Below are 12986 nucleotides of genomic sequence, written 5' to 3' on the forward strand. Positions count from 1 at the left end.
GGGTCTGCTACGGACGGAAGCGCAGTACCTGCGGGTCGTGGTCGCTGATCTGGTCGTGGAACTCGGCGTTGATGTGCACGCTGTCGTACTCGAAGTCGCAGTCGCGCCGGATCGACGGGCTGATCAGGATCTGGTCCAGCACCTGGCTGTTGCCCTGGTAGACGTACGAGTAGCGCTCGCGCCGGGGCAGCGACTTGACGGCCGACCACAGCTCGCCGTCGCCCTCCAGGACCTCGGTGGTGGCGGAGAACTCGAAGTCGTTGATGTCGCCGAGCGCGACGACGTCCGCGTTGCGCTGCGCGTCCAGGATCTCCTTGACGAAGGTGTTCACCGCGGTCGCCTGGAGGCGGCGCTGGGTCTCCGAGCTGCGCGCCGGCGGCTGGTACTGCGCGGTCAGACTCTGGTCGCCGCCCTTGGAGTTGAAGTGGTTGGCGATCACGAAGACCGTCTCACCCCGGAAGACGAACTCGCCGACCAGCGGCTTGCGGCTGTTCGTCCACGCCGTGTCCGCCGGGTCGATCCGGCCCGGGGAGGCGGTCAGCCGCGCCTTGCCGCGCACCTCGGTGACCCCGACGGGCGTCGTCGCGTCGCCGCCCGCACGGTCCGTGAAGGACACCCGCTCCGGGTCGAACAGGAACACCTGGCGGATGTTGCCGCCCGGCTCGCCGCCGTCGGCGTTGTCGACGGGGTCGACCGAACGCCACTCGTAGGCCGGGCCGCCCGCCGCGACGATCGCGTCGATCAGCGCGGTCACCGTCAGGTCGGCGGCGACCGTACCGTCGTTCTGCGCTCCGTTGTTGTCCTGGATCTCCTCCAGGGACACGATGTCGGGCGAGCGCAGGTTGTGCACGATCGCCGCGGCGTGCTCGTCGAAGGTGGCGTCGGACGGGTCGAGGTTCTCCACGTTGTAGGTCGCCACCGCCAGCTCGCCCCGGCGCGGCTCGCGGGTCGTCTCGCGCTCCAGGCCGCCCCGCTCCAGGGCGCCGATCTCGTTGGCGACCAGCGTGTAGCCGCCGAACTGGTTGTAGTCCAGCGGGCCGGTGGTGGCGCCCTCCAGGGAGTCGCCGACGTTCGCGTCCGGGAAGTCCGCGACCGGGCCGAGGGACTGGATCTGGAGGCGGCCGGTGTTCTGCGCGGTGTACGAGCCGTAGACCGCGCCCCCGTGGCCGCTGGTGTTCTCCCTCGGCTTGACGGTGACCCACAGCTCCGTGAACGGGTCGGTGGCGCCGACCACGCGGACGTCGGCGACCCGGACGTTCATGCCCTCCAGGGACTCGTAGAGGTCCAGGGCGTACTTCGACGGCCGCAGCGTGAGGCCGTTGACCGAGCCGTTCGCGGCGGTGTCGCCGGCCGGGGTGTAGCGGGACGGCACGGAGCGGGCGTCGATCACCGCCGGAGCCGGGACCGGGTTGCCGGCGGACACGACGGTGACCGTCGGGCGGGTGATCTCGGTGAGGGACTGGTTGCCGGAGGCGGCGCCGCCCGGGACGAACTCCGTGACCGTGCCCGAGACCGTCACCGCGTCGCCGACGGCGACCTTCGGGGTGGAGCTGGTGAAGACGAAAACGCCCTCGCTGGTGGCCGCGTCGCCGTCCGGGGACGGGTCCTGGATCCAGAAACCTCTCGACGATCCGTAGGTGCGCACGCCGGTGACGATTCCGGTCACGTCCGTGACCTGCTGACCGGCGTACGGAGATGTCCGGGTGGTGCCCTGGATGTCACGGATGCGCACGGTGTCGGCGTGCGCGGGCGACGTGAGGACGACGGTGGACGCCGCGGAGCACACGGCGGCGACGGTGAGCGCGGCGAGACGCGCGGAAGACTTGCTCGGCAACGGGATCCCTCCGGGGACGTACATGGGCGCCGGGACGAGGGTGAGGCACGGACAAAGGTGTGACGCGCGTAGAGACCGCGGTGACGGTGAACACTTGTCCCCCCACTTCTACGCGCGTCAATTTCCAGCCTGCTCGGGCCAGTTGTCAAGGTTTCGGCCATGTACGGGGCCCGGCCAGGAGATGAACCGGGCGGCATGGGTGGAAATCCGTCTAGGCTGAGCGGCTGAGACGAACATCGCCCGAGGAGACCCCCCGATGTCTGACAGCTCCCCCCTTCCGCCGGTGCTGCCGACCTCCGAAGCGGAGCTGGCGCGGGACGCGCTGTCCACGCCCCTGCTGTCCCGGGCCGCGCGGCTCGCCCGCTGGGCCGGGCCCGACACCCGCGTCGAGACCGGCGGCGGACTCGTCGACGATCAGTTGCCCGCCGCGGCCGAGGTGCTCGGGCTCGCCGGGGACGACGCCGCGGCGCTGGCGAGCGAGGCCTGGCGGGTGGCCGTCGACACCGGGCTCGTCGAGATCCTCGACGAGGAGGCCGGCACGGTCACCACGGGCGCCGGGACGGCCCTGCTCACCGGCGGTTCGCCGCACGACGTGCTCGGCGTGTGGCTGACCGCCCTGGAGACGGTGCTCGACGACGCGAGCGTGCCCGACCTCGACGACCTGGTCGGCGCGCTGGACGACAGCGGCCGGGTCGACTTCTCCTCGCTGGACTGGGACCCGCAGGCCGAGTCCGACTTCCTCGACGGCGTGCTCGGCAACCTCTACCTGATGACCGTCAGCGAGGACGGCGCCGGCCGGACGCCCGTTCCGCTGCCCGCCCTCGCGGCGTCCGTGATCGTGCCCGGCGACATGGCCGAGCCCACGAACGACGTGCTGGAGCAGGTCTCCGACGCGATGATGAAGCTCGACGACCGGTTCCGGATGCTGGAGCCGGTGGGGCTGGTGGAGTACCAGCCGGTCGACGAGGCGCTGATGGCCGACGCCGACGAGGAGCCGGCCGCCGTCGACGACACCGACGTCTCCCGCTACGGCATGGTCCGGCTCACTGCGCTCGGCCTGTACGGGCTGCGCGCCCGGCTGCTGGAGGCTGGCTTCGACGCGCCCGCCGTCGGCGACCTGGCCGACAAGGGTGCCGACGCGCTGCTCGACGGCACGGCCGGCTACGGGCCGGCCGCCGCGCAGGCCGAGATCGAACAGTGGCTGGCCCGCCACCGACCGCTCGTCGCCGCACGGGAGTTGCTGTCGGCCGCGCGCGGCGGCGACACCGGCGCCCCGCTGCGCCGACTGCGCTGCCAGCAGGCCCTGTCGCTGCTCGGCCCCGACGCCGAACCCGCCCTGCGCGAGGTCCTCGACGACGCCGAACTCGGCGGTCTCGCCCGGGTCTGGCTGACCGAGCACGGGTTCACGGACGTACCGCCCCCGTCCGAGGCGATGGTGTTCTGGCTCACCGTGGACACGCTGGCCGCCCAGCTCGCCGCCGAGGGCAACTCCGAGGAACTGCGCGCCCTCGTCGAGGGTCTGGCGCGGCAGCACAGCGGCTTCTTCGCGGCGGCCTGGCGGGTCGACCACCCGGCCACCGCCGACGTCCTGGAGGCGATGGGGCGCATCCACCCCGACCGGAAGATCGCGAAGGAGGCCCGCAAGGCCGCGTTCAAGGCACGGTCCCAGCAGGGCGGCTGACGGCGTCCCGGTTCCCGCGACGGGCGGGCCGGGCGCGGCGAGGCGGCCGGTTCCGGCGCGCGCGGCGTACGGATTCACGGAAGCGGGTGCGGTGAAGTCGCCGGGAGTTCAACCGGTGTTCAGCCCCGGGCGCGACCGTGTGGCCGCACCGAGGTCCGCCGTCCACGGCACTTCCCCCGTCACAGGAGACAGTATGTCGTTCACCCGCAGGGACTTCGCCAGAACCACCGTGATCACCGGGGCCGGGGTGGCCCTGGCGGGCAGCGTCGGCGTCCTCGCCACCGCGCCGGGCGCCCTCGCGTCCACGGAGACGGAGACCGCCGACGACGTGTCCCCGGCCGGGCACGGCGGCCTCGGCTACGGTCCACTGCTGCCGGACCCCGACGGCATCCTCGCGCTGCCCGCCGGGTTCTCGTACCGGATCCTCACCCACGCGGGCCGGACCAGGCTGGAGTCGGGCGAGTTCACCCCCGCCGACCACGACGGCACCGCCGCCTTCGACGGCCCGCGCGGCACCACGCTCCTGGTCAACAACCACGAGATGGACGGCCCCCGCTCCGACCACGAGCACCCCGTCCCGCTCGCCGAGGGCCTGGTCTACGACCCCGCCGCTCCCGGCGGCTGCACCGTCGTCGAGGTGCGCCCCGACGGCCGGGTCGCCGAGTGGGTCGGCATCGCCGGCACCGCCAACAACTGCGCCGGCGGCAGCACCCCGTGGGGCACCTGGCTGACCTGCGAGGAGAACGCCGACCGGGCCGGCGAGAACGGCATGACCAAGGACCACGGCTACGTCTTCGAGGTCGACCCCGGCGACCGGCGCGCCAACCGCGTCCCGGAGCCGCTGAAGTTCTTCGGCCGCTACGAGCACGAGGCCGTCGTCATCGACCCGAAGCGCGGCCACGCCTACCTCACCGAGGACGCCGACGAGCCCAACGGCCTCTTCTACCGCTGGACCCCGCCGAAGGGCTTCGAGCACGGCCCCCGCAGGTTCCGCGCCCTCGCCGACGACGCCGGTGTCCTCCAGGCGCCCAAGTGCTACAACTCCGGCGGCCGCTTCGTCGACGACCTCGCCCGGGCCACCAAGGTCGGCACCGTCTACGGCGTCGACTGGGTCGACGTCCCCGACCGGGACGCGAGGACGGTCCCCGTGCGCGAGCAGTTCGGGCCCGGCGAGGTCACCCGCGCCCGGAAGCTGGAGGGCATGTGGTGGGGGGACGGCGGCGCGTACCTCGTTTCCTCCTACGCCCGTGAGGAGAGCCCCGCCCGGCACGACGGCCAGGTCTGGTTCTACGACCCCAAGCGCCGCACGCTCACCCTGAAGGTCCTGCTGGGCGTGAACCCCGACCCCTCGGCGGACGGCGCCTTCGACGGCCCCGACAACATCACCGTCTCGCCGTACGGCGGCCTGATCATCGCCGAGGACGGAGAGGGCGTCCAGCATCTGTTCGGGGCGACCGACAGCGGCCGGACGTACCCCGTCGCACGCAACGAGCTGAACATCGGCACCGAGGAGGAGCCCGAGTACAGCGAGTTCACCGGCGTGACGTTCTCACCCGACGGAAAGACGCTCTACGCCAACATCCAGGAGCCCGGCATCATGCTCGCCGTCACGGGGCCGTGGAAGCGGCAGCGGCGGTGACCCCCTCGTGAACGGCGGCACGGCCCTGCCCCGCACTCCGGTGCGGGGCAGGGCCGTCGGCCGTCGCGGACCTCAGAGGGCCTGGGCGGCGGGCTTGACCATGTTGCGGACCGTGCGGGCCTTGACGAAGTCGCCCATCGCGGTCATCTCCCACTCGCCGGAGTACTGACGGATCAGCTTGGCCATCATCACGCCGGTCTGCGCCTCGGCGTTGGTGAGGTCGAAGCGGACCAGCTCCTCGCCGGTGGCGGCGTCCATCAGCCGGCAGTAGGCCTTGGCGACCTCGGTGAACTTCTGGCCGGAGAAGGAGTTCACGGTGAAGACCAGGCCGCTGACCTCCTGCGGGAGCCGGCCGAGGTCGACGGTGATCACCTCGTCGTCGCCACCGCCCTCACCGGTGAGGTTGTCACCGGAGTGGCGGATCGAGCCGCCCACGATCTGGAGCTTGCCGAAGTAGCAGCTGTCGATGTGGTTGCGCTGCGGGCCGTACGCGATGACGGAGGCGTCCAGGTCGATGTCCTTGCCGCGGTACGCGGGCTCCCAGCCGAGGCCCATCTTGACCTGGGAGAGCAGCGGGCGGCCGCCCTTCATCAGGGAGACGGTCTGGTTCTTCTGGAGGCTGACCCGGCCCTTGTCGAGGTTGATCTTCCCGGCGCCGGGCGCGGGGGCCGGCGGGACGGGCGGGGCCGGGGGAGCGGCCAGGCGCGGGTCCACGGCGGGGGCGGGCGGGGCCGCCGGGGGCTGCACCGGGGCCGGAGGCGGGGTCAGCGGCTGCTGCGGGGCGGCCGGCGGGGCGGGCTCCTCCACGCTGACACCGAAGTCGGTGGCGATGCCGGCCAGACCGTCGGCGTATCCCTGGCCCACCGCGCGGGCCTTCCAGGCGCCGTTGCGCAGATAGATCTCCACGACCACGAGTGCCGTCTCGGTGCCGAGCTGCGGGGGTGTGAACGTGGCCAGGACGCCGTTGTCGTCCGCGTTGCGGATCGTGGCCGTCGGTTCGACGCCCTGGAAGGTCTGGCCCGCGGCGTCCGGGCTCGCGGTGACGACGATCTTCTCGATGCCCGGGGGCAGGGCGGTGGTGTCCACCGTGATGGCGTCGGGGGCGGCGCCGCCTCCCGAGCGGTAGGTCACACCGGGGCCGGCGGGCTGGTTGTAGAAGATGAAGTCGTCGTCGGAGCGCACCTTGCCGTCGGCGGTGAGCAGCAGGCCCGATACGTCGAGCCGCACCGGGGCGGCGACGTCCACCGTCACACGGGCGGTGGGGAGAGGGATGTTCGAGCCGGGGGTCATAGCTGTCATGCCGGGTGAACGACCGGCGCCGCTTTACCGTTCCCTTACCGGACGCCGATCGGGTCACCGGCGGTTGCGGGGGTGCTCCCGGGCCGAGCGCTCGTTGCCCCGCCGGTAGTTTCCGGTCCAGCGGGCCATGACCAGCTGCGGGTCGCCGGCGTCGACCTCGGCCAGGAAGCGGGCGGCCCGGGGGCCGCGCAGGGTCCCGGCGGGCCGGTTGTGGTGGGTGATGACGACGGTGCCGGACGTGTGCGTCTCGTACCGGAATCCATGGGGTTGCGGCATGGACGGCAGGTTAGGGCCCGGGGCGTGCCCGGGCCCACCGGATTTTGCGCCGCCCGGGTGCCTACGGGACCACGACGATCTTCCTGCCGACGCCCGCCGCGAACTGGTCCAGGGCCTGCGGATAGCTGGTCAGGGGCAGCCGGTCGCTGATGAAGACCTCGGGGTCGAGGACGCCCGCCGCGAAGAGTTCGGCGGCCCGCTCGAAGCTGTGCAGGACCGCCATCGAGCCGGTGATGGTGATCTCCTGGTTGTAGATCCGGTACGGGTCGATCGTGACACGGGTCGCGTAGTCGGCCACACCGAACTGGAGGAACGTGCCGGCCTTCGCCACCCGGTCCAGACCGTCCTGGATCGCCGCCGCGTTGCCCGTCGCGTCGACGACCACGTCCCAGCCCTGCGGACGGTCCAGCTCGTCGGCGTTCGCCGCGGACGCCGAGACACCGAGCCGCCGCGCGGTCTCCAGGCGGGCCGGGTTCACGTCCACCATGTCCACGCTCGCCGCGCCCGTGCGTTTGGCCAGCTCCAGCATCATCAGGCCCATCGTGCCCGAGCCGTAGATCAGCACATGGGATCCCAGCCGGGAGCGCAGGACGTCGTAGCCGCGCACCGCGCAGGACAGCGGCTCGACCAGGGCGGCGTCCTGGGTGCGGATGTGCTCGGGGAGCTTCACGCAGTTCGCCACCGGTGCCACCGCGTACTGCGCGGCGCCGCCCGCCGTGGTCACGCCGATCGCGGCCCACCGCTCGCAGAGGTTGTTGTGGCCCGTGCGGCAGTACCGGCACTCGTGGCAGTACAGCGACGGGTCCACCGCGACCCGGTCGCCCCGCGACACCTCGGTGACCTGGGCGCCCACGGCCACGACCTCGCCCGCGAACTCGTGTCCGGGCACGATCGGCAGCTTCGGCGCGAACTCGCCCTGGAGGATGTGCAGATCCGTACCGCACAGGCCGCACGCGGCGACCTCCACGACGACCTCGCGCGGGCCCGGCGTCGGGTCCGGGACCTCGGCGACGACGGCCCGGCCCACGGACTCGATGACGGCGGCCTTCATTTCACGGCTCCCAACGACAGGCCCTGGACCAGCTTGTCCTGGGCGGCGAACCCCGCGGCGAGCACCGGCAGGGAGATGACGAGCGACGCGGCGCACACCTTCGCCAGGAACAGCCCCTGGCTGGTGATGAAGCCGGTCAGGAAGACGGGCGCGGTCTCGGCCACCACCCCGGTCAGGACCCGGGCGAACAGCAGCTCGTTCCAGCTGAAGATGAAGCAGATCAGCGCGGTCGCGGCGATGCCGGGCAGAGCCATCGGGGCGATCACCCGGGCCAGGACCGTGGGCAGCCGGGCGCCGTCCACCCGGGCGGCCTCGATCACCGCCACGGGCACCTCGGCCAGGAACGACTGCATCATCCACACCGCGATCGGCAGGTTCATCGAGGTGTACAGGACGACCAGCAGCCAGACGTTGTCCAGCAGCCCGGCGTTCTTGGCGAACAGGTAGACGGGCAGCAGGCCCGCCACGACCGGCAGCATCTTCGTGGACAGGAAGAAGAACAGGACGTCGGTCCACTTGCGCACCCGGCGGACGGACAGCGCGTAGGCGGCGGGGAGTGCCAGCAGCAGCACCAGCGCGGTCGAGCCGACCGACGCCACCGTCGAGTTGATCAGCGACGGCCAGGGGCTCGCCCCGCCGTCGGTGCCGAAGAACTCGCGGTAGCCGTCCAGGGTGAGCGCGGCCGTGAAGGACGGCGGGTTGGTGGCGGCGTCCGCCTCGGAGTGGAAGGACGTCAGCGCCATCCACGCGATGGGCAGGAAGAAGACGATTCCGGCCAGCCAGGCCACCAGGCCCAGGCCGACGCCCTTGCGGCGGACGCGTACGGCGGTGTCGCTCATGCGCGGGACCCCTCCTCACGGAACAGGGACGACACGACGCGCAGCGCGAAGGTCGCGATGATGATCGAGCCGATGACCACCAGCACGCCCGCGGCCGAGGCGAGGCCGTTCTCGTGGGCCTGGTAGAAGCTCTGGTAGACGGTGTAGGGGAGGTTCGCCGTGCCCAGCCCGCCGGACGTGATGGTGAACACCGCGTCGAAGTTCTGGACGATGTAGATCGAGCCGAGCAGGGCGCCGAGTTCCAGGTAGCGGCGCAGGTGCGGGAGGGTGAGATGGCGGAACACCTGCCAGTCGCTCGCGCCGTCGACCCGGGCGGCCTCGATCTGCTGGGGGTCGCGGCTCTGCAGGCCGGCCAGGATGATCAGCATCATGAACGGGGTCCACTGCCAGACCAGGGACGCCTCGACCGCGAGCAGCGGTGTGGAGGAGATCCAGTCCGGCTGCGGTCCGCCGACGTAGTGCAGCAGGCCGTTCAACAGGCCGTACTCGGGGTTGTACAGGACGTGCTTCCACAGCAGCGCCGCCGCGACGGGGACGACGAGGAACGGCGCGATCAGCAGCGTCCGGACGACACTCCGGCCCTTGAACCGGCGGTCCAGCAGCAGCGCCAGCAGCAGGCCGAGGACCAGGCTGACCAGCACGACGGTCACCGTCAGCAGCACCGTCGTCCACACCGAGCTGCGCAGGTCGGCGTCGGTCAGGACCTGCCGGTAGTTGTCGAGGCCGGTGAAGCGGCGGGCGTCGGGATAAAGGGAGTTCCAGTCGAAGAAGGAGATCACCAGCGTGGCCACGAACGGCAGCTGGGTCACGGCGATCATGAAGATCAGGGCGGGCAGCAGCGGGGCGCGGGTCGCCCAGGCGCGCAGCCGGGCCGACGGTTCGCGCCGCCCGGCGGGCGCGGACGGGGAGGCCACGGGGGCCGTGGTGGTGGCGGTCATCGTCCCTCGTACTCCTCGGAGATGCGCTCGGCGAGCTGCTGGGACTTCTTCAGGGCCTCGTCGACGGACTGGCGTCCGGCGACGGCCGCGCTGATCTCCTGGGAGACCTTGGTGCCGAGGTCGGTGAACTCGGGGATGCCGACGAACTGGATGCCGGGCGCGGGGCGCGGCTGCACACCGGGGTCACGCGGACGCGCTCCCTCGATGGCCTCCTTCGTCATCTCCTGGAAGGCGGCGGCCTCCTTGCGGTAGTCGGCGTTCCGGTACGTCGACGCCCGCTTGCCCGCGGGTACGTCGGACCAGCCGACCTTGTCGCCGACCAACTGCTCGTACTCCTTGCCGGAGGCCCAGGAGACGAACTGCCAGGCCTTGTCGGTGTTGCGGGAGGCGTTCTGGATGCCCCAGGCCCAGGTGTAGAGCCAGCCGGAGGACTCGGTCCGCTCCACGGGCGCGGGGGCGTAGCCGACCTTGCCCCGGACGGGGGAGTCGGCGGACTCCAGGGAGCCGGCCGCGGACGTGGCGTCGTACCACATGGCGACCTTGCCCTGGGTCATGTTGTTCAGGCATTCGGCGAAGCCGGACTGGGCGGCGCCGGACTGGCCGTGCTCACGTACCAGGCCGACGTAGAACTTCGTCGCCTTCTCCCACTCGGGGGAGTCGAGCCGCGCCGTCCAGTCCTCGTCGAACCAGGTGCCGCCGAAGGTGTTCACCACGGTCGTCAGCGGGGCCATGACCTCGCCCCAGCCGGGCAGTCCGCGCAGGCAGATGCCCTTCATGCCGGGCTCGGCGCCGTCAGCGCGGGCGGCGAGGTCGGCGATCTGCGTCCAGGTGGGGTGCTCGGGCATCGTCAGGCCCTGCGCGGCGAACACGTCCTTGCGGTACATGAGGAAGGAGGACTCGCCGTAGAACGGCTGGCCGTAGAGCTTGCCGTCGTCGCCGGTCAGCGACTCGCGCATGGGCTTGAGGACGTCCTGCTCGTCGTAGCCCGGGTCCCGCGCGACGTAGGAGTCCATCTCGTGCAGCCAGCCGTTGCGGGCGTAGATGGGTATCTCGTAGTTGGACAGGGTGGCCACGTCGTACTGGCCCGCCTGGTTGGCGAAGTCCTGGCTGATCTTGTCGCGGACGTCGTTCTCCGGCAGGACGGTGAAGTTGACCTCGATGCCGGTGTCCTTGGTGAAGTGGGCGGCGGTGAGCTTCTGGAGCTCGACCATCTGGGGGTTGTTGACCATCAGGACGTTGAGGGAGTCGCCGCCGGACCCGGACCCGCCCGCACCGACCCAGCAGCCGGAGAGCAGCGGGGCGAGCAGCGTCCCTGCGGCGGCCGCGGCGAGTGTGGCTCGCGGCCTCCGTCGGCTCTGGGTTCGCATGGATCGCTCCTGAAGATAGGGGTGCATATACGGATGTATGGGGCGCAGATGGGTGCGGGTATGGACCGCGGAGCGCCGGTCGGCTCTCCGGTGCGCGGGGCCGGCCCGCTCCTCAGACGCGGATGACCTGCGGGCCCAGCAGTGAGTAGCGGTGCGCCTCCGCCGCGGGGAGCAGCGTGCTCGTGACGATCGCCTCCAGCGCGCCGATCTCCGCGAACCGGCAGAAGCTGACCGCTCCGAACTTGGTGTGCACGCCCGCGAAGACGGTGCGCCGCGCGGCCCGCACCGCCTGCGCCTTGACCTCGCCGACGGCGGGGTCGGGTGTGGTCAGACCGTGTTCCCGGGAGATGCCGTTGGCGCCGATGTAGGCGAGGTCGACGACGAAGCCGGCGAGCATCTTGGTCGTCCAGTGGTCGACGGTCGCCAGCGTGCCGGAGCGCACCCGGCCGCCGAGCAGCAGCACGGAGAAGCCGTCGGCCTCGGCGAGCGCGCCCGCGACCGGCAGGGAGGCGGTGACCACGGTCAGCGGGCGGCCCCTGGGCAGTGCCTCGGCGATGAGCTGCGGGGTGAAGCCCTCGTCGACGAAGACCGTCTCGGCGTCCCCGAGCAGTTCGGCCGCGGCGGTCGCGATCCGCCGCTTCTCGGGCACATGGCTGGTGGCGCGGAAGGCGAGCGTCGTCTCGAAGCCGGCGCTCTCCACGGGGTAGGCGCCGCCATGGGTGCGGCGGATCAGGCCGTGGTCCTCCAGGGCGCGCAGATCCCGTCGTACGGTCTCCCTGGCCACGCCCAGTTGGGCGGCGAGCGCGGTGACGTCGACCGATCCGGCGGCGCGCGCGGCCCGCACGATCTCCCGCTGGCGTTCCTCCGCCGTCCTCGTGCCCATGGCCGACACCTGCCTTCGGTGATGCTGCGCTGCCCGTTCGGGCCCGGTGGGGCCCTTGGGGGAAGTTCTACAGCGGCGGTGCGGCACTGACCAGGCCTGTTGCATGCCCGATGCTGCCCGGGTGCGCCCGTTCGGCTCGTGGTGTGCCCGGCGCGGACCTGCGAGGTTGCGCGGCGGCGTGTGGGACCGGGCGGCCCGTGCGCCCGAACGCGGCGGCGGGCGGGCCCGTTCGGTGCCCGCCCGCCCCCTGCTTTCGGTCAGTAGGGCCAGATCGGGGGGTCGGTCACGAAGTGGCCGCCCAGGCAGGCGTGGGCCGGATCGGCCGGGTCGAGTTCACCGTGCTCGGCGACCAGCTTCGCCGCGTACGGCTCGGAGTCGTCCTGCGGTTCGTAGCCGAGGGCGCGTGCGCTGGACAGGTCCCACCACAGGCGGGTGTTGGCGGAGGAGCCGTGGACGACGGTGTGGCCGACGTTCTCGGCGGTCAGGGCCGCGTGGAACAGGCGCGCTCCGTCCGCGGGGCTCATCCAGACGGAGAGCATCCGCACGCTGGTGGGCTCGGGGAAGCAGGAGCCGATGCGCACCGAGACGGTCTCGACGCCGTGCTTGTCCCAGTAGAACTGCGCGAGGTCCTCGCCGAAGGACTTGGACAGCCCGTAGAAGGTGTCCGGGCGGCGCGGGGTGTCGATCGGGATCAGCGGGTCGTCGCCCCGGGGGCGGGGGGTGAAGCCGACCGCGTGGTTGGAGGAGGCGAAGACGATCCGCCCGATGTCCTCCTGGCGCGCGGCCTCGTACAGGTTGTAGGTGCCCTCGATGTTCGCCTTGAGGATCTTCTCGAACGGGGCTTCCAGGGAGATGCCCGCGAGGTGGACGATCGCGTCGACACCGCGCACGGCCTCGCGCAGGGCCTCCTTGTCGGCGAGGTCCGCGGTGATCGCGTCCGGTTCGCCCTCGACGGGGCGCAGGTCGAGCAGGCGCAGCCGGTAGCCGTACTTCGGGAGCAACTCCCGCATCAGGGTGCCGAGGCCGCCTGCGGCGCCGGTGAGCAGAACGGTGCGGGGAGCGGGCATCCTCGGGTCTCCTTGAGTGAGTGGCCGCATGCATGCACGTCATTCACATGCGTGGACACGCTAAGGAGCGGGCCTCCGGTGCGTCAAGTCTGCGGCGGATGCGGGAAATCCG

The 12986-nt window shown here is 71.8% G+C and carries 11 protein-coding genes; 2 read left to right on the plus strand and 9 right to left on the minus strand.

Features of this window, described 5'->3' with window-relative positions; translation table 11 throughout:
* Positions 1-7: 7 nt before the first annotated feature.
* Complete coding sequence (locus tag DN051_RS29020) at positions 8-1834, minus strand: endonuclease/exonuclease/phosphatase family protein (RefSeq protein ID WP_053762353.1); 1827 nt, start codon at positions 1832-1834, stop codon at positions 8-10.
* A gap of 256 nt (positions 1835-2090) precedes the next feature.
* Here DN051_RS29020 and DN051_RS29025 point away from each other — a divergent pair, with 256 nt between their 5' ends.
* Together DN051_RS29025 and DN051_RS29030 are read left to right on the plus strand one after the other, a co-directional pair.
* Positions 2091-3515, plus strand: a complete 1425-nt coding sequence (locus tag DN051_RS29025) for a hypothetical protein (protein WP_112439805.1) — start codon at positions 2091-2093, stop codon at positions 3513-3515.
* Between the two features lie 193 nt (positions 3516-3708).
* On the plus strand, positions 3709-5154 hold the full coding sequence (locus tag DN051_RS29030; RefSeq protein WP_112439806.1) for an alkaline phosphatase PhoX: 1446 nt from the start codon (positions 3709-3711) through the stop codon (positions 5152-5154).
* A 72-nt stretch (positions 5155-5226) separates the two neighbouring features.
* Here DN051_RS29030 and DN051_RS29035 read toward each other — a convergent pair whose 3' ends face one another.
* The 8 genes from DN051_RS29035 to DN051_RS29070 all read right to left on the minus strand — a co-directional run bounded on the left by DN051_RS29035 (position 5227) and on the right by DN051_RS29070 (position 12874).
* Positions 5227-6444 (minus strand): TerD family protein, encoded by a 1218-nt coding sequence (locus DN051_RS29035; RefSeq protein ID WP_112439807.1) that lies wholly within the window; start codon positions 6442-6444, stop codon positions 5227-5229.
* Positions 6445-6507: 63 nt separating this feature from the next.
* Positions 6508-6729, minus strand: a complete 222-nt coding sequence (locus DN051_RS29040) for a hypothetical protein (RefSeq protein WP_053759535.1) — start codon at positions 6727-6729, stop codon at positions 6508-6510.
* 61 nt (positions 6730-6790) lie between these two features.
* Positions 6791-7780, minus strand: a complete 990-nt coding sequence (locus tag DN051_RS29045) for a zinc-dependent alcohol dehydrogenase family protein (RefSeq protein ID WP_053759536.1) — start codon at positions 7778-7780, stop codon at positions 6791-6793.
* Entirely contained in the window at positions 7777-8619 is an 843-nt protein-coding gene (locus tag DN051_RS29050; RefSeq protein ID WP_112439808.1) for a carbohydrate ABC transporter permease, read from the minus strand. The genes DN051_RS29045 and DN051_RS29050 overlap by 4 nt, the downstream gene beginning before the upstream one ends.
* Positions 8616-9557 carry a carbohydrate ABC transporter permease gene (locus DN051_RS29055; RefSeq protein WP_053759538.1) on the minus strand — a complete coding sequence of 314 codons (942 nt, stop codon included), beginning with the start codon at positions 9555-9557 and terminating at the stop codon, positions 8616-8618. The genes DN051_RS29050 and DN051_RS29055 overlap by 4 nt, the downstream gene beginning before the upstream one ends.
* Entirely contained in the window at positions 9554-10924 is a 1371-nt protein-coding gene (locus DN051_RS29060) for an ABC transporter substrate-binding protein (RefSeq protein ID WP_053759539.1), read from the minus strand. The genes DN051_RS29055 and DN051_RS29060 overlap by 4 nt, the downstream gene beginning before the upstream one ends.
* A 112-nt stretch (positions 10925-11036) precedes the next feature.
* Positions 11037-11807, minus strand: coding sequence for a DeoR/GlpR family DNA-binding transcription regulator (locus DN051_RS29065; protein WP_112439809.1), 771 nt, complete (start codon positions 11805-11807; stop codon positions 11037-11039).
* A gap of 257 nt (positions 11808-12064) precedes the next feature.
* Positions 12065-12874, minus strand: a complete 810-nt coding sequence (locus DN051_RS29070) for an NAD-dependent epimerase/dehydratase family protein (RefSeq protein ID WP_053759541.1) — start codon at positions 12872-12874, stop codon at positions 12065-12067.
* Between the last annotated feature and the right edge of the window lie 112 nt (positions 12875-12986).

Source organism: Streptomyces cadmiisoli (assembly GCF_003261055.1).
Classification (GTDB): domain Bacteria; phylum Actinomycetota; class Actinomycetes; order Streptomycetales; family Streptomycetaceae; genus Streptomyces; species Streptomyces cadmiisoli.

What these genes read in the sequence shown, in the direction of transcription:
- DN051_RS29025 (WP_112439805.1), top strand. Translation starts at nt 2,091, where the DNA reads ATGTCTGACAGCTCCCCCCTTCCGCCGGTGCTGCCGACCTCCGAAGCG.
- DN051_RS29030 (WP_112439806.1), top strand. Translation starts at nt 3,709, where the DNA reads ATGTCGTTCACCCGCAGGGACTTCGCCAGAACCACCGTGATCACCGGG.
- DN051_RS29035 (WP_112439807.1), bottom strand. Translation starts at nt 6,444, where the DNA reads ATGACCCCCGGCTCGAACATCCCTCTCCCCACCGCCCGTGTGACGGTG.
- DN051_RS29040 (WP_053759535.1), bottom strand. Translation starts at nt 6,729, where the DNA reads ATGCCGCAACCCCATGGATTCCGGTACGAGACGCACACGTCCGGCACC.
- DN051_RS29045 (WP_053759536.1), bottom strand. Translation starts at nt 7,780, where the DNA reads ATGAAGGCCGCCGTCATCGAGTCCGTGGGCCGGGCCGTCGTCGCCGAG.
- DN051_RS29050 (WP_112439808.1), bottom strand. Translation starts at nt 8,619, where the DNA reads ATGAGCGACACCGCCGTACGCGTCCGCCGCAAGGGCGTCGGCCTGGGC.
- DN051_RS29055 (WP_053759538.1), bottom strand. Translation starts at nt 9,557, where the DNA reads ATGACCGCCACCACCACGGCCCCCGTGGCCTCCCCGTCCGCGCCCGCC.
- DN051_RS29060 (WP_053759539.1), bottom strand. Translation starts at nt 10,924, where the DNA reads ATGCGAACCCAGAGCCGACGGAGGCCGCGAGCCACACTCGCCGCGGCC.
- DN051_RS29065 (WP_112439809.1), bottom strand. Translation starts at nt 11,807, where the DNA reads ATGGGCACGAGGACGGCGGAGGAACGCCAGCGGGAGATCGTGCGGGCC.
- DN051_RS29070 (WP_053759541.1), bottom strand. Translation starts at nt 12,874, where the DNA reads ATGCCCGCTCCCCGCACCGTTCTGCTCACCGGCGCCGCAGGCGGCCTC.